Below are 23,470 nucleotides of genomic sequence, written 5' to 3' on the forward strand. Positions count from 1 at the left end.
GACGGCGGTTATCCTTAAATAACGCAAAATTGGGCTAACCGTTTTCCGGTTAGGCAGCCTGCGGGGCTGGCGTGTATCGAGCACGGCAACCCTTTTCTTATATTATACCCATAGAATGAAAAATATGCAATCGGTCAGAAAAAATCCTGCCGGCAGGTTGCTGCAAATTCTGGAAAAATGTTTTTGTCTTGACAGGGACCGGTTTAAGAAAAAAATAGATGGGAGACATATCAATTGAGCCGCTTAATTGTGTTCCCGGCCTATTTTTGTACTTCAAGCACCTAGCCTTTGAATAAACTCTCCAACATCCTTAATTCCCAGTATCACACTCTTGGTAAATGCTCTATCGATTGTTTTATTAGTCATTTTTACCTTTATATTAATTGTCTGTTCTCCGGCGTTTTTTTGTAATTCTGCTAAAAATTGACTATATTTTTCCTGTTCTGTTCCTGTAAACTGACAGTCGTTATATGTAACAAAATTGGTAGAAGATGTATAGCGGATAGCAAAATCTGTATCATTTCCTGTAATTGTAATTTTATAAAGTTTCATTTCAATCCTCCAGAACTGTTTTAAAATAATGTACCAAGAAAACCGTAAACTAGCTTGTTTCTTTGCTTTAGACCGTAGTTACACTGCATGCTGAAATGCCCTTTTACAAACGCAATATAAAAGGATAACAATTCGCTTGGTATAGAATAGCAGGACCTCCTTGCATCTCAATCTTAAATTCGCTTACTATAATATTAAGCAAAATTCATGCCAAAACACTATTATAGGCTGTTATTTCACAGTTCTGAGCAACATTCCCAAAGCATCTTTATTAGTGTTTCAATCTAAATTTATAGTGTTTAAGTATTAGTTTCCTTGTTAAAACAAATTTGCTGTCGCATTTGCCACGCTCATGATATTGGTCACGACCAAAAAGAAATAACGGATAATCTGGGCTAACCGTTTTCCGGTTAGACAGCCCTTTTCTTATATTATACCCAGAAAAAATATGCAACGTCCGGGAGAAAATCCTGTCCGGCAGTGAAAGAGGGGATGGTTACAGCTCTAACTTATGACAAGCGGTGAAAAAGGAAGGAATTTTTCTTATATGAAAGAAAATAAAAGGACCACATAAGTTAAGGAGAGTTTCATGGAAAACAAAGGCAGACGAGCGACTGTTACATTAACTCAAGAAGATTATTTACAATTTGCCCGTTTCTTGTCTGAAAAAGAAATGTATATATGGTACGGAGCCGTAATCTTCGGGTTGGCAGGAAAGTATATTGTCAAAGACATAGGGGGACTTGGGGGAATTTTCTTATTCTTTTTTAGTTGTATCGCTACTATTAAAGCTCATGGTAAAATTTCTATGTCCGGCCAATTGTGTCATAAAGCAACAATTCCCGAATTGGGGATAGGGTCTATAGGGATTAATACAAGCTACTGTGGGAAGTGGAATGCGCTTTATGATTTAAAACCGGACAAGAATGGTATCATTTTTATGAATGGAAAAAGCTCCGGAATCGTAATACCCAAGAGACTTGGAAATACGGTACATTTGGTCCGGGTTGATAAAACCTTCCGTAATAATAAGCTAAACAATACCGTATCGGCTAAAATAAAATCGTATAGAGGATGTATTGCGGGTATAGTATGTTTTTTAGCCATGATATTTTTTAATGGCTTATTTAAGATTGTGACTAAACAATAGACGAAGCAAGTTGATTTTCCGGTTATATACGTAACCATAATAGGAATCCGGTGATAAGTTTTTCTCCGGCTGATCGACACGCATAGTGATGCCCGTTCCTGGCGCAGTAATACAGTCACCCCTAGGAATACAGGGTAACAAAGGAATGTTTAAAAATGTGTTGACAATGATAATTATTATCATTAAAATAATGGTAAAAGAGTTTATGCACAATACATATGGTAGTTTTCCTTTATGGACAAGTAAGAGAGCCGAGAGCTCCGTTGCGCAATCTATGTGCACGGAGTTTTGTTTTTTTGACCGTAAGGGCTGCTGTTTCTAAAGGTGTATGAAATAAGTTCATGGAAACAAGGGAGTGATTGACAGATGATGGCCGGGTACAAAACGGTAAGGGAACTGCAGGAAACTTTGCCGTCGATGCGTTGCAAATATTGCAACCGGCTGCTTTATCGCGGTGTTGTCCAAACGATTGAGATTAAATGTCCGAAATGCGGGATGATACAGTTAATAACAGGTTGTGAACGCGGATGGTCAACACCGGCAGAAGCCCTGTCCGGAGGATCACCCAGGGTGGTGACCGACAGTGCCGGCAGAATGGTGGCGATACCGGGGCGTCCGCAGCGGGTAATCGCTTTGAATGCATCCAATCTGGGCCTTTACTATGCTATCGGCGGGAGCATTATCGGCAGAGTGTCAACGAATATGCTGCCGCCGGATATGGAGGAAAAAGTCAGAGGCATTCCGACAATAGGCCTTCCTGCCTGCCTGGATGTAGAACGGATAATTGAGATGAAACCGGATTTGGTGCTGGGGATGCATCATTTGGTATTGAGAAGGAGGCATGTGCCGATGCATCATACGCTCGCCGCCGTCTTGGAGAAAAATGGTATTCCGGTTTTGCTGCAGGCTTTGGAACGCTATAGCGATGTATTAAAAACGTTGCGGTTATACGGAGAATTAAGCGGTAATCCCGAACGAGCGGTCAGAAAGATTGAAGACATGGAAAACCGGCGCCGGGAACTGGTACGGCAGCACGGCGCTAAACCATCGCCGAAGGTGCTGATTTTGTGGGCGATTGCCGATGAACTGTATACGGCTCTTTCCCATAGTTTTGTCGGGGATTTGGTAAAACGCCTGGGAGGTGTCGATATGGCGGATATGGTTGTGAACATTGAGGAAAATTCGGGTTATACGCCTTTCAGCCTGGAAACGGTTGCGCTCTTCCGGCCGGATGTAATTTTAGTGGTTAATCACGGTCCTGTTCCCCTAACCGAAAACCGGTTTTATCGGGAACTGGCCGGGCAGCCTGCATGGCAACGGCTTGATGCAGTGCGGCAAAATGCCGTTTATCCGCTGCCGCACCGTTTGCTCGCGCCCGGACCGCAAGTGGGAGAGGCACTTGGCGTTCTGGCGGATCTTCTTTATAAAGGTCGTGCATCATGAATACTGTAAAGTGTGTACAACGGGACCCGCGCGTTGTCCTGCGCAAAGGGATCGGTCTGATGGCTGTGACCATGCTGGTGCTGGTTTTAATCGGTGGGGTTATGGCCGGAGCGGTTCCGGTCAGCCTGCAGGAAATCAGGCAGTCATTTTTAGGGAATACAACGGGGGAAGCGTATCAAATTATTTACAATATTCGTTTGCCGCGCGTCTTTATCGGCGCTTTGACAGGAATGAACCTGGCCCTGGCGGGATGTGTCCTGCAGGGTGTGCTGCGCAATCCGCTGGCTGATCCCGGTATTATCGGCGTGTCGGCCGGTGCGGGCCTCGCCGCTATGCTGGTGATGATTTTCTGGCCGGAGCTGACGGCATTTGTGCCGCTGGCTGCATTTTTCGGCGCCCTTGCGGCCTTGGTGCTGGTGTTTGCTTTGGCCTGGAATAAGGGCATTCAGCCCTTGCCGATGGTGTTGGCTGGAGTGGCTGTGGCTTCGTTGCTGGGCGGCGGCATGAGCATACTGATGATTTTTTGTTCGGATAAGATTCAGGGAACGGTTAACTGGATGGCTGGCAGTCTGCTGGGGAAAAGCTGGGAACATATCCGGCTGATACTGCCGTACACTCTGGTTGGCGCAGCAGGGGTTATTGTGTCCTCCCGTTATTTAAATTTATTGCAGCTGGGCGATGAAGTGGCGAAAAGCCTGGGTGTACGGGTACAGAGGGTGCGTTTTGGCCTGATTGCCCTGGCGGCGCTGCTCGCGGCCTCCGCCGTGAGCGTGGCCGGATTGCTGGGTTTTGTCGGTTTGATTGTGCCGCATATCACCCGGATGCTGGTTGGTTCCGATTTTGAGTATCTAATGCCCTGCTCGGCCCTGTTCGGAGCGGTAACGGTGGTAGCGGCTGACCTGATGGCACGCACGGTATTTAGTCCGGTGGAATTTCCGGTTGGCCTTGTCATGGCGTTTATGGGAACACCCTTCTTTATTTATTTGCTGCGAAAGGGAATAAGACGATGAGTTGCACTATTGAAGCCAGACAACTGGCATTGGGGTACGGCGAAAACATCATTTCCTCCTGCCTCGATATAACGATAGACGAGCCGGAAATCGTAGCGATAATCGGGCCGAACGGCTCAGGAAAATCGACTTTATTAAAAGCGCTCAGCCGGCTTCTGCTGCCGGTTGCGGGAACGGTACTGTTAAATGGCAAGGATATTCACCGGATGCGCCCCCGGGAAGTGGCACGGCTGATGGCGGTAGTGCCGCAGTCGGTGCAGGCGCCGGGGGATCTGCTGGTGCGTGACCTTATTGCCACCGGACGCGCCCCCTATATCGGCCTGTTCGGGCAGCCGGCGAAGGCCGACGACGCCGCAGCCCTGTCGGCGGCTGTGGCTACCGGAATGGAAGACCTGCTTTTCCGCCGGCTGGATACGTTATCGGGCGGTGAACGGCAACGGGCGTGGCTGGCAATGGCCCTGGCCCAGCAGCCGGAAATTCTGATGCTTGATGAGCCGACCACCTACCTGGATGTCCATCACCAGCTGGAATTCATGAAATTGGTGAAAAAACTGCACCGGGAACGGCATTTAACGGTTGTTATGGTACTGCATGATTTGAATCATGCCGCCCGTTTCAGCGATCGCATCGTTGCCATGAAAAACGGCGAAATCTTTGCCGACGGCAAGGCCGGGGATGTATTGACGGCGGAAAACCTCCGTTCTTTATACGGAGTGGAAGCTACGGTTATCATGATTGAACAAGGAGGATGTGAGCAGCTTGTCTGTCTTCCACACGACATTTGCAACAGCCATGGAGCATAGTGAGATGCTCAGAATGGAAAATATCTCGAAAATCTATCAGGGAAAATCCGTTTTGGACAACGTATCCTTAAGCGTTAATGCCGGGGAGGTATTTGGATTGGTAGGACCGAATGGCGCCGGTAAAACGACGCTAATGAAAATCATTGCCGGCCTGAGCCGGCCCCTTAGCGGACGGTTGTCTATTTTGGGCCGGGACGGCCTTGCCGCAAGGGCGGCAGTCAAACAGCAGATCGGCTGGGTACCGCAGGAGAATAATCTGGAACGGGAACTGACAGTCCGGGAAGCCCTGACTTTGTACGCCTGGCTGTTTGGCGTTCCGGCTGTCAAGTTGAGGGTAAAACAGATTATGAAGGAATTTAATTTGGAAGATATTGGCGGGCGAAACATCGGCATGCTCTCGGGCGGAATGGCGAGACGGGTGCTGATCGCCCGGGCGATGCTGCCTGAGCCGCAAATGCTGCTTTTAGATGAGCCGACGGTAGGACTCGATCCGGATGTGCGCCAGGATATCTGGGAGATGATCCGTGACTTGTCCGGCAAGGGCAAAACGATATTTATGACAACGCATTATATGGATGAAGCGGAGCAGCTTTGTAACCGGCTGGCTCTTTTGAAAGCAGGCCGGCTTTTGCTGACGGGAACGCCGGAAAAGATTAAGAATATGGCGGAAGGAAACGGTGATCCGAAGTTTACCCTGGAGAAAGCCTTTTTGCGCTTAATCCGGAGAGGGGCGGAATAATGGGCTGTCTTGCTGTGTATTGCCGGGAACTGATTTTGATGCAAAAGAAAATGGGCAAGCTCGGCCGGGTATTTTCTTCGCTTATGTTTCCGGTCATTTATTTATTTGCGTTCAGCTGGGGGCTGGGGTCCCGCCTGGACGTGAGCGGGGGATACATTCCGTTTCTGGCCAAAGGGATTCTCGGCATAACCGTTATGCTGAATTCGTTTCAACAAACGTCCTTGTCGGCAAGCGTGGGGCGCATTTATTTTAAAACATTTCAGACGCTGCTGCTGAGTCCTGTTTCTCTTACGCAGGTGGCCGGCGGACTGGTGCTGGCCGGAGCGACGCGGGGCTTATTGCTGGGCGGGCTGGTTTATGGAGTTGCCTGGCTGTTTTTTGACGTTCCGGGTTTAACGGCAGCGGCTGTCTGCGGTGTGCTTTTATCCGCTTTTTTCTTTGCGGCGTTTGGCTTGGTCATTGGTTTATGGGTGGCTGATCCTGATGATCTTTCGCTGGTTAATAATTTCTTAATGACACCGATGATCTTTTTCGGCGGTTCCTTTTTCCCGGAACAGCATTTTCCGGCCCTGGTGCGCGAGATCGTCGCTATGTTGCCGTTGAGTCTCGTAAACGGTTTGTTGCGGCTGCCGGCCTGGGGGGAGGCTGCTCTGACCAAAGCCGCCATTTTGCTGTTCTTTAGCTGCCTGATGCTGTGGCTGGGGGTGAGGAAGCTGGCTGCCTATAATGAATAATGGCCGGATTTTCAAAAATAATTTGCGAGGAGAGAGTTCAGTGAAAACACTCATTATTTATTCGAGTCTGACGGGAAATACCAGGAAAGTGGCGGAAGCGGTGAAAGAGGTTTTCGGCGATGAAGCCGATATTGTTCCGGTGGAAGAGAAGCCTTTAGCAGACGGCTATGATTTGATTGCGGCAGGATTCTGGGTCGACCGGGGAACGGCGGATAAAAAAGCGCAGGATTATATTACCGGCCTGCGGGATAAGAAGGTGGCCCTGTTCGCAACGCTAGGGGCGTATCCGGATTCGGGACATGCCCGCAAAAGCATGGACAATGCCCGTTCGTTGCTGGATGGCAGCAACCAATTCATCGGCAGCTTTATCTGTCAGGGTAAAATTGACCCGAGACTGGCGGAAAAATTTAAAAACCTGCCTGAAGGTCACCCCCATGCGATGACCCCGGAACGCGCCGCCCGGTATCATGAGGCGGCCAAACATCCGGATGAGGCCGATTTGGCTAAAGCAAAAGCGGCCTTTGCAACAATCCGTCAGAAACTGCGCGAGGGCTCCTTATGACAAGGCCGGTGTCTATGGACGGGGCTGAAAAGGGCAGCAGATTACAAGACATCCTGGCCTCAATGGACCCGGAACTGTATGCGCTGGTGGTTGGCTGCCAGACGGATCAACCGCTGCAGGCGGCGTTCCCTGTCAAACGCGTTCTGCATAGCGACGTGAGGGGGCAGCTGTTGGAACCGGGAACGTGGGACGGGCTGTGGCAGGCGGCTTTACAGCAGCCGGGGACGGGAGGAAAGCGGTCGGCGTACATTCATGTCCCTTTTTGCCGGCATAAATGCCTCTATTGCGGCTTCTTTCAGAACTTTTGCCAGGAAGAACTGGAAACTGCCTATATTGACCGTTTGATCGCCGAATTGAAGATGCATGCCGGTACTCCCTGTCTGACAGCTCCGGTTAATGCCGTATTTATCGGCGGCGGAACGCCCAGCTGCCTTTCCCCGTTTAATGCCGGGCGGCTGCTAAAGGCAATCCGCGCGTATTTGCCGCTGACCAATGATTGCGAACTGACATTGGAAGGAAGGATCCACGACCTGATTCCGGCCAAAATGGATAGCTGGTTTGAGAATGGCGTCAACCGGGTATCGCTTGGCGTACAGTCTTTCCATACCAAAGTACGGCAGGCGGTTGGCCGTCTGGATGACCGGGAAACCATCCTGGAACGTTTGGCGGCTTTAGCCGGTTATAATCAGGCGAGCGTGATCATCGATTTGCTCTACGGCCTGCCATACCAGACGACGGATATTTGGCTCGAGGATATTGCGGCGTTAAAAACGGCGGCAGTGGACGGCTGGGACTTGTATCAACTTAATGTTTATGAAAACAGCATTTTGAAAAAAGAAATGGAAGCCGGACATTTGCCTGTTGCGGCAGCCATCCGGGAACAGGCCGAACTGTTTGCAGCGGCTCACCGCATATTGGCGGAATGGCCTGTTACCCAGATCAGCGTTTGTCATTGGGCAAAAACCAACCGGGAACGCAACCTGTATAATACCGCGGTGCAGCAAGGCCATACCAGGCTTCCCTTTGGTGCCGGGGCAGGGGGAAGAGTCGGCGGTTTCTCATTGATGCAGGAACGGGATGTAAAACGGTATATCAAGCGGATTGACAACGGAGAGAAGCCGATTATGATGATGACGGCAGCGCATCCGTCGGCTGATCTGCATGATGCAGTCAAAAGCCAGCTTAAACTCGGTTATTTGGACATTAGCCAGCTTGCTGCACAATTTGACCCCCGCATCGGCGAATTGGATGTGCTGCTGGCTTTATGGGAAAAACAGGGGCTGGTAATCCGGAAACCCGGTATAACCCGGCTGACGGTTGCGGGACAGTTCTGGTATGTGAACCTGACGCAGTCGGTGCTGGAGTGCGCCAACGCCCTGCTGCACGGCGCTTGGTCCTGGGAGCGGCAAAAGGTGGCGGTTCAGGGATAAAGCAGGAAAAATCATGAAATAGACAATCAGTATCTTATGCTATTCATGAACAGGCAATGACCGGATGAAAACTGTACATTGGTAGAGGGCCCAGAGCTCCGTTGCTGACACTGTAGCACGGAACTTTTTTTATAGGAGTCCATTGTTTTGGAAAGGACGGGCAGAGTAAGGAGGTGTTGTATATGGTTCGTAAAATAACCGGCAGTATGATTGTACTGTTTTTGCTTGCCGGCAGTTTTCTGCCGTTGGGGCAGGAAAGCCGGAATGAGGTGCGGACGGTTTCTGTCCGTACAGTGACCGACGGTGCCGGACGCCGGGTTTCTGTTCCTGCGCATCCGCAGCGGGTAGTGGCGCTCAATGCCTCCAACATTGATTTGTTTATTGGCGCCGGCGGCAAACTCATCGGCCGGGCAACAACCGGGACGTTGACACCGGCTGTACGGGCCGCCGTTCATGCGGTGCCGACGGTAGGTCTGCCGCCGAATCCCAGCCTGGAGCAGATTGTGGCCCTGAAGCCGGATCTGGTGCTGGCGGCCAATATTTCGCCCCACCATGTGCTTGTCCCTGTTCTGGAAAAGGCGGGCATTCCCGTTCTGCTGCAAACACTGGAGAATTATCAACAGGTTTTGGACACGCTGCGACTTTATGGAGAACTCACCGGGCGACCGGACAAAGCTGCCGCCGAAATTGCGCGGATTGAAGAGCGGTATCATGCGGCTGTGGCCGGCACTAAAGGAAAGCCTGCGCCTAAGGTGCTCATCCTTGGGGGGACGGCGGAAAGTTTTAATATGGCCCTGTCCGCCAGTTTTGCCGGTGATCTGGTAAAACGCCTGGGCGGCGTCAATATGGCCGATCAGGCAGAGAATGCCGTCCCGGCGGGCGGTTATGTGCCGCTCAGCCTGGAGTTTGTAGCCAAGGCAAATCCGGAGGTTATACTATTTATTTCACACAGTTCCGATGCCAGGGCGGAGGAGAAGTTCCGCCGCGAACTGGCAAGCCATCCGGCGTGGCAAGGCATCAAAGCCGTACGGCAAAACCGGGTGCATAAACTTCCTTATCAGTTATTTGCAGTAAATCCCGGGACACAGGCCGGCGAGGCGGTTGCAGTGCTGGCAGGGCTGTTATATCCAAACGGGCGGGATGAAACAGTGGAACCTGTTTCTGCCAGGAGATAAAGGAAGGCAAGGCTTTGCAAATCCAGAAAACACGGAGGGTAATTGTAAACATAGGGAGAGGAGATTGTCAGGTGAAAAGACGCAAGTATCCGAAAGCAAACAAAATGATGTTGGTAAGCCTCGGTATCATGACGGCGCTGAGTTTGCCGATCCAAGCCGAAGAGGAGATCTTTCAACTCGATGAAACGGTGGTTACCGCGACCCGCACCGAGCAGAAAGTGAAAGAAACACCGGCAAGTGTTGAAGTCATCACCCGGAAAGACATAGAAACCATGGGGGCTGAAAGGGTGGTAACGGCGTTAAAGCTTGCCTTGAATTTGAATCTTTCGGAAGCCAGCATGGTAGGCAACCAGGTCAGCCTGCGCGGGATGAACACCAATCAAACGCTGATTTTGATTGACGGACGGCGGATGGCCGGTGAGGATGCCGGGTCGACGGCTAATGTATATGAATTAGACCGTGTTAATATCAATAATGTCGAGCGGATCGAAATTGTCCGGGGACCGGTTAGTTCGCTTTACGGCTCCGAGGCTTTGGGCGGCGTGATTAATATTATTATGCGAAAACCGGAGAAACCGCAAAGCACAATCGGACTGTCTACCGGCAGCAAGCAACAAAATGCGTCCTACCATCTTGATTTGGGCAAACAGGGAAAATGGGCATGGACGTTCGATACTTTGTTTACCGACATCCAAAAGCAACGCCGGTCCGAGACCACAAATATGTATGGCCCGCGCCAGTTTTATAATATCAGTGGCACTTACGACTTGGCGGAAGGCAAGAATATTGATGTTTTCTATGAACGGATGAGTGAACACCTAAAAACAACGGATTATACTGATGACGGCGGCCGGGAATATTTCACGAATACGAGAAATTCTTACGGACTGACTTACCGGGGCCGGACCACCCGGGGCAATTATGAGTTGCGCACCTATTACAATGAACTGGAAAAAAATACTGATCAATTGGAAGGACCCGGCAGTTACAGCGATTTTGACAGGGCCAACTATAAAACCTGGGCGATCGACGGGAAAAACACCATGCGGCTGCAGGATGATCACGTGCTGACCTTTGGCGGTGAATACCGGACGAGCGAATACCGCGGCACCCGGCTGGAAGATAACGGGGACGCCGTCTCCACCGTAACCGAGCACGGCATCAGCAAATCCATATCCGAAAAAAGCGTGGACTACCAGGCGGTCTATGTTCAGGATGAATGGAAGCTGAGCGATAAACTACTGCTCATTCCTTCCCTGCGTTATGACGACAGTAATAGATTTGAGGACAGCCTGAGTCCGAAACTGGGAATGACCTATCATTTTGCGGATAATTTCCGACTAAAGACGAATTTTGGCAAAGGATTCAAAGCACCCAGCATCAGTGAATTATACATGAAAATGACACGCCGCCCCATTCCGACGAGAACGGTTATCGTTATAGGCAATCCCGATTTAAAACCGGAGAAATCAACGAGCTATGACATCAGCCTGGAGGGGGAAAAGGGGGCGGCCTTCGGGAAGCTGACGTATTTCGACAATGACGTCACCGATCTGATTGGCACGGAAACCACGCGTGCCGGGTCGGTTTCCACCTCAAAATATGTGAATATCGACAAAGCGAGAATTAAAGGCGTGGAACTGGAAGCCGGGCGGCATCTTTCCAATAACTTTACGGTTAAGACCGCCTATACTTTTTTGGATGCGAAGAATGCAAAAACTGGTGAATTTTTACAGGACCGGGCCAAAAACCGCTATTCCGTCCAACTGCATTATGATGATGCGCAACGCACCGGCATCAGCAGTATTCTCTGGTATGAGTGGGTACGCGATTACCGCTATAAAGATGACGAGGACAAAGATACCGATTATAATTATGGTACGTTGAATTTTACAATCAATAAGAAATGGAATGAACGCTACAGTACCTACTTTGGCGTTGATAATATTCTGGACAAAAAGATTGACGAACTTGTTTTGGAAGGCCGCCTGTGGCGGGTTGGAATGAATTACACATTCTAACGAAACAGCGCTTCACGGCCAAAAAGAAATAACCGCCCTTGCTCGAAATGAAGTGAACCCCCTTCAATAGACTTGTTTTTGTCTAATAAAAGGGGTTCTCTTCACTTGGCCTAGGTTCGCGGTTATTTCTTAATAACTCCTACTTTAGGCTAACCGTTCGGTTAGACAACCTGTGGGGGCTGACGTGTATCGAGCACGTCAGTCCTTTTCTTAGATTATACCCATTAAACAAAAAATATGCAACCAGCCGGGAAAAAATTGTTCATTCCCGGTCCATTTACTTGCAATTCGTTTAAAACAGGCTATAATTAGAAATAGGTGGAAATCGAAAAGTCGCCGTGACCTGAAAGTGCAGGAACACTTCCAGGCACGCGCAAGGTGCCAGAACACCTACACGTAACAGCCAGGCTGTCCGCGACGACATGTTTATTATACAACGGGTTTCTTCCAAATTACAAGCGGGGAAAGCCCGGGGTAATGAGTTGCCGGCAGGATGCAGGCTGTGTGTGCGACATGATGCAGCAGATGATGGATTCTATCTTCAACTACCATCGCAACGGAAAGGCATTACCGGTTCCGGACTTTTCTGTTGCAGGCCGGGGCGGATACCTGGCTGCCGGGTAGGGAGATTTTTGTAAAATACGAGGCAAGACGCATGTGTAGGGAAACCTCTCGCATGCGTCTTTTTGATTTCCCCCTGAAAAAAGCTGGCGGCAGTTTGGCCGCAGCTTAAGTATAGGGGGATAGATATGCAAAAATGCAAAGGGAAAAAAGTACGTCCGGCTGCCGGCGGGGAGAAGGTCAGGCCGCACCCGGCAGCAGACAACGCTGTCCCGGCCGGACAGGTTCTGCAAGACGGAAAGGGGGCAGCCTGCCAATGGCAGTTCGACCAACCGCTGAGGGCCCACTTGCGTGAAGTCGTGGCGCGGTGCTATCGAGCCTGGGAAGAAGCTCCGCCGGATATCGAAGAGGAGTATTATGTACAGGCTTCCAAGCGGTTTGGAGAACTGTTTCGTATCCTGCTACAACTTGCCGACGATCATGGGGAGAAAGACCTGGTATATGAATTCGAATCATGCAGCATAACCATGAACGACGTTTATACCGAAACAGCATACAGCCCAGTTGCTTCATGCACTAACCGTCGACCATCCTCAGACACCAAAGTTAGCCCGCCCGGGATAAAGGAGCTTGGTACATGCCTGAGAAAACGGCCAAAGCCATACAGCCCCGGCAAAGGGCTTCTGCTGAATTTTAGTTAATTTTTGGCAGGAGCCTTTTGTATGGAAAGCGAAGAGGTTTATAGCTCATAAAAGCGCAAAAAACATCACAGAAATGAGTCGTTTCGAAAAAAAGAGAATAGGAGTGTGTTGTTTTTATGGATAGTTTCAGTTTAGCGGGAAAGGTGGCTATTGTTACAGGCTCAGGCACGGGGCTGGGGCAGGGTATGGCCCTGGCGCTGGCTGAAGCAGGCGCGGATATTGTCGGAGTCGGCAGAAGGGAGCAGAGCGAAACGCGGGCCTTAATTGAAACAACCGGCCGTACTTTTTTAGCGGTTACGGCTGACCTGACGAAGACGGAACCCATTTCATCCATCGTGGAGCAAACCGTTGCCGCCTTTGGCCAGGTGGATATTCTGGTGAATAATGCGGGTACCATCCGGCGGGATGAGGCTCTGGACTTTACGGAAAAAGACTGGGACGAGGTTCTGGATCTCAATCTCAAGACGGTATTTTTCTTTTGTCAGGCTGTGGCTAAACAATTTATCAAACAAAAGACCGGCGGCAAGATTATCAACATTGCTTCCATGCTTTCCTTTCAGGGGGGAATCCGGGTTCCTTCGTATACGGCAAGCAAAAGCGGAGTTCTGGGCATTACGCGCCTGTTAGCCAATGAGTGGGCAAAATACAATATCAATGTGAACGCCATAGCACCGGGTTATATGGTCTCGGACAACACCGCACCTTTGTGGGCCGACGATAAGCGCAATGCGGAAATCCTGGCCAGGATACCGGCCGGCCGCTGGGGAGTCCCCCGTGACCTGGGCGGCCCCGTGGTCTTTCTGGCTTCCGCAGCTTCAGATTATCTGCATGGGCATACCCTGGCTGTCGATGGCGGCTGGCTGGCTCGATAGCGGTCGGGCTGAAAATATACGGTTACGGTGTCCGGCCTTCCCCAGAAGGAAGATCATGAGCTGGTGGTAGGGGTGCTCCGTGCTTACCTGGCGGAAATATCCGGCTGAAATCATTTGGAGATGTCCATCCGATGGTAAATCGGGTGGATTTTTTTGAAATGAATTTTCTTTCATAAAAAGTCAAGAGGAGGGTGGATAAATCCGCTTTGAGTTAGAAGACGCTTCTTTAGCTTGTTATCTTTTCAATGGTACAAGCTTTCTTAAATGAATAAAAGGGAGAATTAGTACGGCTCTTTAAGTCACATCGGTCACTACTTTTGAATATTATGTTAACGAAGGAGGTGATTGATTTGAGTGAAGAAGAGCGTCAGCCCTATACTGAACCAGCGCATGACGATATAAAACATAATCATGCGTTTATTACTATCGCAGATGTGGCCCGGGATCACCAGCATGGAATTCTGGGGACAACTGGTCCGGCGATCTATATACGGGACAGCCACATTCATCGTATTCACGTCAGGACTACTTCCGATCCAAAAGGTGGGCCAGTCCATTGGCACGTAGTGGAAGAAACGACAGGACCAGCAATAGAATTGTCAGGAGAGGAGCATACACATCAATTCTGCGGTAAAACAAGTGTTGATCTTGGGCACAAACATGAATTTAACAGTACCACGGATACAGCACCCGACCAAGACAAGAGTGACTACTACGATGAGAAATACGACCAAGAATAATTAACTTTGTAGTAAAGCCAGAATTGCCGTATTTTCGGAATTCTGGCTTTACTAATTTGAGTCAAGGGACGGTTCTTTGACTCAATGCATTTTTAATGGTATAATCTTCCTAAAAGTTAAAAGGAGAATGACTGTATGCCACGTCAAAGCAGGAAACTTAGTGAAAGTAAAATCTATCATGTGATGATTCGTGGGAATGAAAGAAAAAATATATTTCTTACTGAAGAAGACAAACAACGTTTTATTGATACATTATGTGAAAAGAACAAAGACCAGACATATGCGATTTATGCATACTGTTTGATGGACAATCACGTGCATCTGCTAATAAATGAAGGCAGTGATGGAATATCACAAATTATGAAAAGGATCAACATCAGTTATGTTTACTACTTTAATAAAAAGTACGGACGAATGGGGCATCTGTTTCAGGATCGATTTAAGAGTGAGCCGGTAGATACGGATGTATACCTGTTGTCTGCCGTTAGGTACATACATAATAATCCGGTAAAAGCAGGGATCGTCAACGTTGCCGAACAATACCAATGGAGCAGTTACCGGCTCTATGTTCAAACAAGAGGACAATCCAGTTTTGTAGATAGAGAATTCATATTAAGCTTGTTTTCAAACGTAGCGGAAAAATCGATTCAACTCTTTGTGGAATATTCAAAAATGCCAAATGACGAATGTTTCATCGATTTACCGGAAGAAGAAATCGGTAAACCCATACAAACAGAAGGACAGGTCAAGGAATTTGTTAACAACTATCTAAGCTGCCGGGATACTTGCATTAAGGAATTGAAACATAAGGACAACGCCAGTCTGCTGAGAGAACTTATTAGCAAACTAAAAACGGAATCGAATTTATCAGTGCGTCAAATTGCGAATTTACTGGAAGTCAATCGAAACATAGTGCAACGGACTAAGTGAGTCGGGGAACCGTCCCTTGACTCATCCAAGAAACATATATTCAGAATTGAGTGAATACGGTTGAGATAAAAAAAGGCAGCTATCTTTTGTTATTTAGCTAAAAATTTACGGATAGTATCAGAATATTATAATAGATGAAAGAAATAAAGCTTCATGGATACCACGAATATCCATGAAGCTCGGGGTAATCTCCTGTTCCCAGTGGCACCAGGTCTATTTGATTTACCCATGTTTCATTATAACAACACGCCAAATCTTTTACAAGACGGCAATATGTTAGAATTTTTAGAATATAATTCCTCTTTAGAGGCATGGTAGCAGGGAGGGTGTTTGCCAGAAAGATATTTCAATAATATTAAAAAAATTATTGAAAATGTTTACGGACTGTAAAAATCCTTTGAAAAATATAATTTTAGAATAGTATTGACAGGTGTATCTTTTTGGTGTAAGTTAATTACAAATATAGAGATATTAATCTTGTTTCCGATACAAGGGGGTATCAATGGACTGTAAAGACAGCGTCCATTGATACCCCCTTGTAGTTGAAAATAGGTTATGCGCTATAAGATACCACGAATATCTTATAGCCTGCGGCACTCTGTATGCCGGTAACCGTTAACTGGGTGTGTGGGTACATTACAGCGGAATAATATTTACTAGGTTGTTGCGAAAACAGGGTACTGACAATGGGCATCAGATTGATGATACAAAGGGGTATCAATGAACGACACGCTTGTGTTTTTCATTGATACCCCTTTGTGGATAAAGCAGGTATTTCAAGCCTTGCGAATACCACGAATATTCGTAGACTTGATTATAATTTCGATTCCAGTGGCACCGGAGTTTATTAAGTTTACCCATTTTTATTGGTAACAAACGGGTGCTGCTTGTACAAGGATGCTGAAGGAGGTGATTCATATAGGTAAAATCCAATTATTGCTGCGAAAGCAAGAGCTTCATAGATACCACGAATATCCATGAAGCTCAGGTAATCTCCTATTCCCAGTGGCACTAGGTTTATTCGTTTTACCCATTTTTCATTATAGCAACAGGGACGGCGTTTTTCAAGTTGATGCTCTTAAAAAAAATGCCGGGAGGATTGAATCGATATTCTACAATCAAAAAGTTAAAAAGGGAGTGCCGATATGAGAAAAATTGCAATTTATGGTAAAGGCGGAATTGGTAAATCCACTACACAACAAAACACAGCAGGAGCAATGGCGCATTTTTATGATAAGAAAGTTTTTATCCATGGCTGTGACCCTAAAGCTGATTCTACTCGCCTTATTCTGGGCGGTATGAATCAGAAGACGTTAATGGATATGCTGCGCGATGAAGGCGAAGAAAAAATTACTGTTGAAAAAGTGGTAAAAGAAGGATACAAGGGAATTCGCTGCGTAGAGTCGGGGGGACCGGAGCCTGGCGTAGGATGTGCCGGACGCGGTGTAATCACGGCTATTGATCTCATGGAAAAAAACGGTGCCTATACCGATGATCTGGATTTTGTATTTTTTGACGTGCTCGGTGACGTTGTATGTGGCGGATTTGCCATGCCGATCCGGGATGGCAAGGCACAGGAAGTGTATATCGTTGCTTCCGGTGAAATGATGGCTATTTATGCCGCCAATAATATTTGCAAAGGCCTTTTGAAATATGCAAAACAGAGCGGGGTCCGTCTTGGCGGAATTATCTGCAATAGCCGTAAAGTGGATCGGGAAAGAGAGTTCCTGGAAGAGTTTACGGCTGCCATCGGTACGCAAATGATTCATTTTATGCCCCGGGATAATATTGTCCAAAAAGCTGAATTTAACAAAAAAACGGTTGTGGAATATGATGCGGAATGCAATCAGGCCCAAGAATATGGTGAACTGGCCCGCAAGATTATCGAAAATGAGAGTTTTGTCATACCCAAGCCGTTGGCTATGGATGAGCTGGAAGCTATGGTAGTGAAATACGGTATTGCCGATTAAAACAATAAAAGAAAGACCGTAGTCAGAATGACGGCTGCAACCGTGCGTTAGGGCGAATAGAGATTTCCCAGGCACTCTCACATGGTGAAGCTGATTTTGAGATCAGTCAGAGGAGGAAGAATAATTATGCCATATCATGAGTTTGAATGCAGCAAGTGCATTCCCGAAAGAAAAAAGCATGCGGTCATAAAAGGACCGGGAGAGAATCTGACGGATGCCCTGCCGCTGGGATACCTCAATACCATTCCGGGGACGATCTCGGAACGCGGATGCGCATATTGCGGAGCCAAACATGTTATTGGTACGCCGATGAAAGATGTTATCCATATGAGTCACGGGCCGATCGGCTGCACTTACGATACGTGGCAGACCAAACGGTATATCAGTGACAATGACAATTTCCAGCTTAAATACACTTATGCCACCGATATGAAAGAAAAACATATTGTGTTTGGCGCGGAAACGGTTCTTAAGAAAAATATCATTGAAGCTTTTAAGGCATTTCCCGACATTAAGCGGATGACCATTTACCAGACCTGCGCTTCTGCGCTGATCGGCGATGATATGGAAGCCGTTGCCCAGGAAGTCATGGACGAAATGCCGGATGTTGACATTTTTGTTTGCAACTCTCCCGGATTCGGCGGACCCAGCCAATCAGGAGGTCACCACAAAATCAATATTGCCTGGATCAATCAAAAGGTCGGTAAAGTGGAACCTGAGATAACCAGCGATTATGTGATTAACTATGTGGGTGAATATAACATTCAGGGCGATCAGGAAGTTATGACAGACTATTTCAAACGGATGGGCATTCAAGTGTTGTCCACCTTTACGGGTAACGGTTCCTACGATGATTTGCGGGCCATGCATAAAGCTCACCTCAACGTACTGGAATGTGCCCGTTCAGCCGAATACATCTGCAACGAACTGCGTCAACGGTATGGAACTCCACGGTTGGACATCGACGGCTTCGGCTTTGAACCGTTATCGGCATCCCTGCGAAAAGTCGGCTTGTTCTTTGGCATTGAAGACCGGGCGCAGAAAATTATTGATGAAGAAGTTGCTCGATGGAAACCCGAACTTGACTGGTACAAGGAGCGCCTGAAGGGCAAAAAAGTATGCCTGTGGCCGGGAGGGTCCAAGCTGTGGCATTGGGCTCATGTTATTCATGCGGAAATGGGGGTCGAAGTGGTATCGGTGTATACCAAGTTTGGCCACCAGGGAGATATGGAAAAAGGCATTGCCCGATGTGAAGAAGGAGCGCTGGCTATTGATGACCCCAATGAGCTCGAAGGACTCGAAGCCATGGAAATGCTGAAACCTGATGTCATTTTCACCGGGAAACGTCCTGGCGAGGTAGCCAAAAAGATCCGGGTACCTTATCTTAATGCCCATGCTTATCATAATGGCCCGTATAAGGGATTTGAAGGCTGGGTCCGGTTTGCCCGCGATATCTATAATGCCATTTATTCTCCCATTCATAAACTGGCCTTTTTGGATATCAGTAAGGATGAAATACCGACTGATAAAGGGTTTGTTACCCGCAGAATGCTCTCGGATGCCAATCTGAGTGAGAAAATTACTTCCTCCACTGAGTTGCGGGAATATACGGGCGGTTTTGATAGTGTGAGCAAACTGCGTAATAAGTCATATCCTGAATTTCCGTCGTCACAGCGCAAGCTTTCGGCAGTGTAAAGGAGGTAGTACAATGATGGAGCTTAGCGTGCAAGCGAAAATTGAGCAATTGGTAGATTATATTATGAAACATTGCCTGTGGCAGTTTCACTCCCGGGCATGGGACCGGGAAAAACAAAATGAAGGAATATTGAGCAAAACCACCCAACTGTTGTGTGATGAACCGGTGGAAAAAGAGACTCCTGCCGATAAGTGCTACTGGGCAGATGCCGTTCTGCTGGCAGAGGGCTTTCAAGAAAAGTATGCGTGGCTGAAATCAATGAGCAAGGAAGAAATAAAAGAAGTGATGCAAGGGCTGAAGGAGCGTATGGAGTTCCTGACTATTAGGGGATCGCTCAATGAAGAACTCAAGGATCCGCGCTACTAAAGATAGAAGCTGTGCCATTCCGGCGAACGCAGAAAAAATAAGGGAAAAGGAGTCTTGCCATGTCTTGTGAATTAAAAGAAAAAGAACGCACGGGGGTCATCAATCCCATATTTACGTGTCAGCCTGCGGGCGCCCAATATGCCAGCATTGGGATAAAAGATTGTACGGGGATTGTTCATGGAGGACAAGGCTGCGTAATGTTTGTCCGTCTGTGGTTTTCCCAGCATTATAAAGAAAGCTTTGAACTGGCCTCCTCTTCAGTGCATGAGGACGGCGCGGTATTCGGCGCCACTCACCGGGTTGAAGAAGGCGTGGATGTACTGTTGATGCGTTATCCCCAGATTAAAATCATTCCGATCATCACGACGTGTTCAACAGAAGTTATCGGCGATGATGTGGATGGTGTTATCCGGAAACTGAACAATGGTTTGCTGAAAGAAAAATATGCCGGACGCGAAGTGCATTTGATTCCCATTCATACTCCCAGTTTTAAAGGCAGCCAGGTAACCGGCTATGATGTTGCGGTGGAGGACTTCGTCAAATATTTCGCCAAGAAGAGTGAACCAAACGGAAAACTGAATTTGATTACCGGCTGGGCCAATCCGGGTGATGTAAAGGCGATAAAACATCTTTTGACCGAAATGCAGGTTGATGCCACCGTTCTGTTTGAAATCGAAAGCTTCGATTCTCCGCTTATGCCTGAGGGAAATCATGTTTCCCACGGCAGCACTACCATTGAGGATTTGACCGGAACGGCCAATGCTCTGGGAACCATTGCGCTCAACCGCTATGAAGGCGGCAAAGCTGCCTTGTATCTGGAAGAAGAATTCCAAGTGCCGGCGATTATTGGCCCGTCACCCATCGGCATCCGTAATACCGACACCTTTTTGCAGAATGTAAAAAATCTGACAGGCAAAGCCATTCCGCCGTCGCTTGTCCGGGAACGGGGTATTGCTATTGATGCGATTACCGATGTGGCGCATATGTTCCTGGCCGATAAGAAGGTGGCTATCTACGGACATCCCGATTTAGTCATTGGTCTGGCACAATTTTGTCTGGATATGGAAATGAAGCCGGTACTGCTTCTTCTTGGCGATGATAACACAGCCTATCCCAATGATCCCCGCATTAAGGAACTGCAGGAAAATGTCGATTATAATATGGAAATTGTCATGAATGCCGATTTATGGGAACTGGAAAACCGCATTAAAAATGAAGGTTTGGAACTGGATTTAATTCTGGGTCATTCCAAAGGCCGGTTTATTTCCATTGACTACAATATTCCCATGGTGCGGGTGGGCTTTCCCACCTATGACCGGGCCGGCTTATACCGCCATTCGGTTGTCGGCTATGAAGGGGCAATGCTGCTGGCCGAAGCTATGGCAAACACCCTGTTTACCGACATGGAATATAAGAAGAATAAAGAATGGATTCTCAACGTCTGGTAATTTTGTCCGAGTATTGCAGGTTATAGAAATGTAGTTAAGAATTGATTCTGCCGGCAACTGTCTGTCAGTTGCCGGCAGAAATAAAACAAACTATTATCACGGGGAACCGGAGCAAGCCGATACGGATCGGATTATTACCATGTGTAACGACGTTCAGAACTTGTTTGATCCGGTTCAGATGGCCACTGTCAGGTCTGTTTTTCAGGAGAGTAAGATAAAAGAATAGACGGTCGAGGAAAAGACTGGGCATTATTGCAGGCTCTCAGCAACGTTCAGGGAGGTATTTATGAGAATTCACTATTTGCAGCACGTGCCGTTTGAAGGTCCGGCCAACATTGTCTGGTGGGCACACAAGAAGGGTCACAGTCTTAGCGGCACTCATTTGTATAATTACGAAGCAGTTCCCGCTATGGACCAGTTTGACTGGCTGATTATCATGGGCGGACCGATGAATATTTATGAAGAGGAAAAATATCCCTGGCTTACCTATGAAAAACAGTTTATTAAAGAAGCCATTGACAACGGTAAGGCGGTCTTGGGTATTTGCCTTGGCGCCCAGCTTATTACCGCTGTATTGGGCGGCAGAGTCACGAAAAATCCCGTAGGTGAAATCGGCTGGCTGCCTGTTCAGTTTCACGCCGAGGCCTTTCAATCTCCTCTGTTTGCAGATTTTCCGGATACCTGTTATGTCTTCCAGTGGCATAATGACACCTTCAGCACACTGGGAGCAGGTGCCAAATGTATTGCCAGCAGCATTGCCTGCAATCAACAAGCTTTTATTTACGAAGAGCGGGTAGTCGGCTTTCAGTTCCATCTGGAGAGTAACGAGGAGAGTATTGCCACCCTGCTTCAACATTGCAGTGATGAACTGACAGGCGGCCTCTATATTCAAAATGAAGCGCAGATCCGGGACGGAATGAGCCATCTGACATCGGCAAATTTGCTAATGGATGATTTTCTTGACCGGCTGGAAGCGAACTATAGTAATCCGGGGTGAGTAAATGGAACCAATACGCTATACACAACGAATTTGTAAAGATAAAGATAAAATTACCCGTTTCCTGACGGAAAAGCGGGTAGGAACAATCAGTATGTGTGAAACCGCGGACAAACCCTATGCCGTACCGGTTAACTATGTGTATTGGCATGATAAAATCTATATCCATGGCCTGGGCAGCGGAAAAAAAAACAAGGTTCTTGCAGCAAACCCGGCCGTATGCTTTACTGTTTATGAAGAATTTGGCACCGTAACGGATCCTGTGCCTGCAAAGTGCGATACTGCTTATCTGAGTGTTGTTATTTTTGGAAAAGCCGTGCCGGTACAGGATGTGAATGAAAAAACACAGGTACTTGACCGGATTCTGGAAAAATTCGTGCCCGGTTTTTTTAAAACCCCGTTGCCGTCGCAGTTCGTGAAACAGTACCGTTCACTGTTTGACAACAAAGCAGTGGCTGTCTATTGTATTAAGCCCGATGTTCTTACGGCCAAAGAAAATCCTATTGATATGGGGCATATGTTTGGTGGATGACAATACCTTGGCAACTGGAGGAAATTGGAAATATATGAATGGAAAGAGTTGAGTATATATGAAAAATCAAAGTTCCGGGACTGTGACACCCGTTATGACCCCAAAAGTAACGAACAGTATTGTCAGGCACCCTTGCTATTCTTTTGAGGCCCGCCATAAATTTGCCAGGATGCATCTGCCGGTGGCCCCGGTATGTAATATTGGCTGTAACTACTGTAACCGCAATTATGACTGTGCAAATGAAAGCCGTCCCGGAGTGACAAGTGAGGTGTTGACACCGGAGACGAGTTTGGAAAAGTTTATCCGGGTAAAGCGGGAAATTCCCAATGTGAGTGTTGTAGGTATTGCCGGTCCCGGTGATGCCCTGGCAAACTGGGAGGCGGTTAAAAAAAGCATCCGGTTGATCGGAGCCGAATCGCCGGATACGATATTTTGTTTATCCACTAATGGTCTGATGCTTCCGCATTACGGACAGGATATCATCGATTTGGGAATTGACCATGTAACGGTTACGGTAAATTGTCTGGACCCTGCCATCGGGGAGAGGATTTATCACCATGTGCATTACCAGGGTGAATACTATACCGGGAGGAAGGCGGCGGAAGTATTGATTCATAATCAATTGGAAGGTATAGGCCGATTAGCCGGAGAAGGTGTTTTAGTAAAGGTTAATATGGTGATGATTACGGGCATAAATGATAGGCATATACCCGCAATCGCAAAGAAAGTGAAAAGTTTGGGGGCCACCATGACCAATATCATGCCTTTGCTTCCGGTTTCGGGCAGTGCGTTCCATAATTTTCCACGGACCAGCATGCAGGCAGTCAATGCCATGAGAGATTTATGCCAGGCCGATATTTGTCAAATGCGTCATTGCCAGCAGTGCCGGGCTGATGCGATAGGACTGTTGATGGAAGACCGGTCGCACAAATTCCGTGGCATCAAGCCCTATGTGGCAGTACAGGCAGCCTTTTCAGCGCCCGTAAAATAAATTGAAACATGAGTAACTGAATTCATGACCATTATACTTTTATTGTA

Annotated in this window: 23 protein-coding genes; 22 read left to right on the forward strand and 1 reads right to left on the reverse strand. The window is 47.7% G+C overall.

Annotation, left to right across the window (positions count from 1 at the left end; all coding sequences use genetic code 11):
- Positions 1–273: 273 nt before the first annotated feature.
- A complete protein-coding gene (locus P22_RS18870; protein WP_054261791.1) occupies positions 274–552 on the reverse strand; it encodes a hypothetical protein in 279 nt (92 codons plus the stop codon).
- 589 nt (positions 553–1,141) lie between these two features.
- Here P22_RS18870 and P22_RS18875 point away from each other — a divergent pair.
- The 22 genes from P22_RS18875 (at position 1,142) to nifB (ending at position 23,423) form a co-directional block, all read left to right on the forward strand.
- Positions 1,142–1,702: a hypothetical protein gene (locus P22_RS18875; protein WP_054261792.1), complete on the forward strand. Its 561-nt coding sequence runs from the start codon at positions 1,142–1,144 to the stop codon at positions 1,700–1,702.
- Positions 1,703–2,068: 366 nt separating this feature from the next.
- A complete protein-coding gene (locus P22_RS18880; RefSeq protein WP_054261793.1) occupies positions 2,069–3,145 on the forward strand; it encodes an ABC transporter substrate-binding protein in 1,077 nt (358 codons plus the stop codon).
- Positions 3,142–4,155: a FecCD family ABC transporter permease gene (locus P22_RS18885; RefSeq protein WP_054261794.1), complete on the forward strand. Its 1,014-nt coding sequence runs from the start codon at positions 3,142–3,144 to the stop codon at positions 4,153–4,155. Before P22_RS18880 ends, P22_RS18885 begins: the two co-directional genes overlap by 4 nt.
- Complete coding sequence (locus P22_RS18890) at positions 4,152–4,958, forward strand: ABC transporter ATP-binding protein (protein WP_054261795.1); 807 nt, start codon at positions 4,152–4,154, stop codon at positions 4,956–4,958. Before P22_RS18885 ends, P22_RS18890 begins: the two co-directional genes overlap by 4 nt.
- The gene (locus P22_RS18895) at positions 4,915–5,697 is read left to right on the forward strand and encodes an ABC transporter ATP-binding protein (protein WP_235814729.1); all 783 of its coding nucleotides are present in this window, start codon (positions 4,915–4,917) and stop codon (positions 5,695–5,697) included. Before P22_RS18890 ends, P22_RS18895 begins: the two co-directional genes overlap by 44 nt.
- Entirely contained in the window at positions 5,697–6,431 is a 735-nt protein-coding gene (locus P22_RS18900) for an ABC transporter permease (protein WP_054261797.1), read from the forward strand. The genes P22_RS18895 and P22_RS18900 overlap by 1 nt, the downstream gene beginning before the upstream one ends.
- 40 nt (positions 6,432–6,471) lie before the next feature.
- Positions 6,472–6,993 carry a flavodoxin family protein gene (locus P22_RS18905; RefSeq protein WP_054261818.1) on the forward strand — a complete coding sequence of 174 codons (522 nt, stop codon included), beginning with the start codon at positions 6,472–6,474 and terminating at the stop codon, positions 6,991–6,993.
- Positions 6,990–8,423, forward strand: a complete 1,434-nt coding sequence (gene hutW, locus P22_RS18910) for a heme anaerobic degradation radical SAM methyltransferase ChuW/HutW (protein WP_235814730.1) — start codon at positions 6,990–6,992, stop codon at positions 8,421–8,423. The genes P22_RS18905 and hutW overlap by 4 nt, the downstream gene beginning before the upstream one ends.
- A gap of 182 nt (positions 8,424–8,605) precedes the next feature.
- Positions 8,606–9,598, forward strand: coding sequence for an ABC transporter substrate-binding protein (locus P22_RS18915; protein WP_054261798.1), 993 nt, complete (start codon positions 8,606–8,608; stop codon positions 9,596–9,598).
- A gap of 71 nt (positions 9,599–9,669) precedes the next feature.
- Positions 9,670–11,619: a TonB-dependent receptor plug domain-containing protein gene (locus P22_RS18920; RefSeq protein WP_054261799.1), complete on the forward strand. Its 1,950-nt coding sequence runs from the start codon at positions 9,670–9,672 to the stop codon at positions 11,617–11,619.
- Positions 11,620–12,096: 477 nt separating this feature from the next.
- Positions 12,097–12,243, forward strand: coding sequence for a hypothetical protein (locus tag P22_RS20820; protein WP_156319061.1), 147 nt, complete (start codon positions 12,097–12,099; stop codon positions 12,241–12,243).
- 125 nt (positions 12,244–12,368) lie between these two features.
- The gene (locus P22_RS18925; RefSeq protein ID WP_054261800.1) at positions 12,369–12,881 is read left to right on the forward strand and encodes a hypothetical protein; all 513 of its coding nucleotides are present in this window, start codon (positions 12,369–12,371) and stop codon (positions 12,879–12,881) included.
- A gap of 116 nt (positions 12,882–12,997) precedes the next feature.
- On the forward strand, positions 12,998–13,753 hold the full coding sequence (gene kduD / locus P22_RS18930) for a 2-dehydro-3-deoxy-D-gluconate 5-dehydrogenase KduD (protein ID WP_054261801.1): 756 nt from the start codon (positions 12,998–13,000) through the stop codon (positions 13,751–13,753).
- A gap of 350 nt (positions 13,754–14,103) precedes the next feature.
- Positions 14,104–14,493, forward strand: coding sequence for a YmaF family protein (locus P22_RS18935; protein WP_054261802.1), 390 nt, complete (start codon positions 14,104–14,106; stop codon positions 14,491–14,493).
- A 135-nt stretch (positions 14,494–14,628) separates the two neighbouring features.
- Positions 14,629–15,423, forward strand: coding sequence for a transposase (locus tag P22_RS18940; protein WP_054261803.1), 795 nt, complete (start codon positions 14,629–14,631; stop codon positions 15,421–15,423).
- A 1,145-nt stretch (positions 15,424–16,568) separates the two neighbouring features.
- The gene (nifH, locus tag P22_RS18945) at positions 16,569–17,393 is read left to right on the forward strand and encodes a nitrogenase iron protein (protein ID WP_054261804.1); all 825 of its coding nucleotides are present in this window, start codon (positions 16,569–16,571) and stop codon (positions 17,391–17,393) included.
- 126 nt (positions 17,394–17,519) lie between these two features.
- A complete protein-coding gene (gene anfD / locus P22_RS18950; RefSeq protein ID WP_054261805.1) occupies positions 17,520–19,088 on the forward strand; it encodes a nitrogenase iron-iron protein, alpha chain in 1,569 nt (522 codons plus the stop codon).
- Positions 19,089–19,101: 13 nt separating this feature from the next.
- Positions 19,102–19,455, forward strand: coding sequence for a Fe-only nitrogenase subunit delta (gene anfG, locus P22_RS18955; RefSeq protein WP_235814731.1), 354 nt, complete (start codon positions 19,102–19,104; stop codon positions 19,453–19,455).
- Positions 19,456–19,514: 59 nt separating this feature from the next.
- A complete protein-coding gene (anfK, locus tag P22_RS18960; RefSeq protein ID WP_054261806.1) occupies positions 19,515–20,903 on the forward strand; it encodes a Fe-only nitrogenase subunit beta in 1,389 nt (462 codons plus the stop codon).
- 286 nt (positions 20,904–21,189) lie between these two features.
- Positions 21,190–21,900 carry a type 1 glutamine amidotransferase gene (locus tag P22_RS18965; protein WP_054261807.1) on the forward strand — a complete coding sequence of 237 codons (711 nt, stop codon included), beginning with the start codon at positions 21,190–21,192 and terminating at the stop codon, positions 21,898–21,900.
- A 4-nt stretch (positions 21,901–21,904) separates the two neighbouring features.
- Positions 21,905–22,432: a pyridoxamine 5'-phosphate oxidase family protein gene (locus tag P22_RS18970; protein ID WP_054261808.1), complete on the forward strand. Its 528-nt coding sequence runs from the start codon at positions 21,905–21,907 to the stop codon at positions 22,430–22,432.
- A gap of 58 nt (positions 22,433–22,490) precedes the next feature.
- Positions 22,491–23,423 carry a nitrogenase cofactor biosynthesis protein NifB gene (nifB, locus tag P22_RS18975; protein WP_054261809.1) on the forward strand — a complete coding sequence of 311 codons (933 nt, stop codon included), beginning with the start codon at positions 22,491–22,493 and terminating at the stop codon, positions 23,421–23,423.
- Positions 23,424–23,470 lie beyond the last annotated feature (47 nt).

Source organism: Propionispora sp. 2/2-37 (genome assembly GCF_001298735.1).
Taxonomy (GTDB): Bacteria; Bacillota; Negativicutes; order Propionisporales; family Propionisporaceae; genus Propionispora.

Coding starts and splice junctions, on each gene's coding strand:
- P22_RS18870 (WP_054261791.1), bottom strand. CDS start 552: ATGAAACTTTATAAAATTACAATTACAGGAAATGATACAGATTTTGCT.
- P22_RS18875 (WP_054261792.1), top strand. CDS start 1,142: ATGGAAAACAAAGGCAGACGAGCGACTGTTACATTAACTCAAGAAGAT.
- P22_RS18880 (WP_054261793.1), top strand. CDS start 2,069: ATGATGGCCGGGTACAAAACGGTAAGGGAACTGCAGGAAACTTTGCCG.
- P22_RS18885 (WP_054261794.1), top strand. CDS start 3,142: ATGAATACTGTAAAGTGTGTACAACGGGACCCGCGCGTTGTCCTGCGC.
- P22_RS18890 (WP_054261795.1), top strand. CDS start 4,152: ATGAGTTGCACTATTGAAGCCAGACAACTGGCATTGGGGTACGGCGAA.
- P22_RS18900 (WP_054261797.1), top strand. CDS start 5,697: ATGGGCTGTCTTGCTGTGTATTGCCGGGAACTGATTTTGATGCAAAAG.
- hutW (WP_235814730.1), top strand. CDS start 6,990: ATGACAAGGCCGGTGTCTATGGACGGGGCTGAAAAGGGCAGCAGATTA.
- P22_RS18915 (WP_054261798.1), top strand. CDS start 8,606: ATGGTTCGTAAAATAACCGGCAGTATGATTGTACTGTTTTTGCTTGCC.
- P22_RS20820 (WP_156319061.1), top strand. CDS start 12,097: ATGAGTTGCCGGCAGGATGCAGGCTGTGTGTGCGACATGATGCAGCAG.
- P22_RS18925 (WP_054261800.1), top strand. CDS start 12,369: ATGCAAAAATGCAAAGGGAAAAAAGTACGTCCGGCTGCCGGCGGGGAG.
- kduD (WP_054261801.1), top strand. CDS start 12,998: ATGGATAGTTTCAGTTTAGCGGGAAAGGTGGCTATTGTTACAGGCTCA.
- P22_RS18940 (WP_054261803.1), top strand. CDS start 14,629: ATGCCACGTCAAAGCAGGAAACTTAGTGAAAGTAAAATCTATCATGTG.
- nifH (WP_054261804.1), top strand. CDS start 16,569: ATGAGAAAAATTGCAATTTATGGTAAAGGCGGAATTGGTAAATCCACT.
- anfD (WP_054261805.1), top strand. CDS start 17,520: ATGCCATATCATGAGTTTGAATGCAGCAAGTGCATTCCCGAAAGAAAA.
- anfG (WP_235814731.1), top strand. CDS start 19,102: ATGATGGAGCTTAGCGTGCAAGCGAAAATTGAGCAATTGGTAGATTAT.
- anfK (WP_054261806.1), top strand. CDS start 19,515: ATGTCTTGTGAATTAAAAGAAAAAGAACGCACGGGGGTCATCAATCCC.
- P22_RS18965 (WP_054261807.1), top strand. CDS start 21,190: ATGAGAATTCACTATTTGCAGCACGTGCCGTTTGAAGGTCCGGCCAAC.
- P22_RS18970 (WP_054261808.1), top strand. CDS start 21,905: ATGGAACCAATACGCTATACACAACGAATTTGTAAAGATAAAGATAAA.
- nifB (WP_054261809.1), top strand. CDS start 22,491: ATGAAAAATCAAAGTTCCGGGACTGTGACACCCGTTATGACCCCAAAA.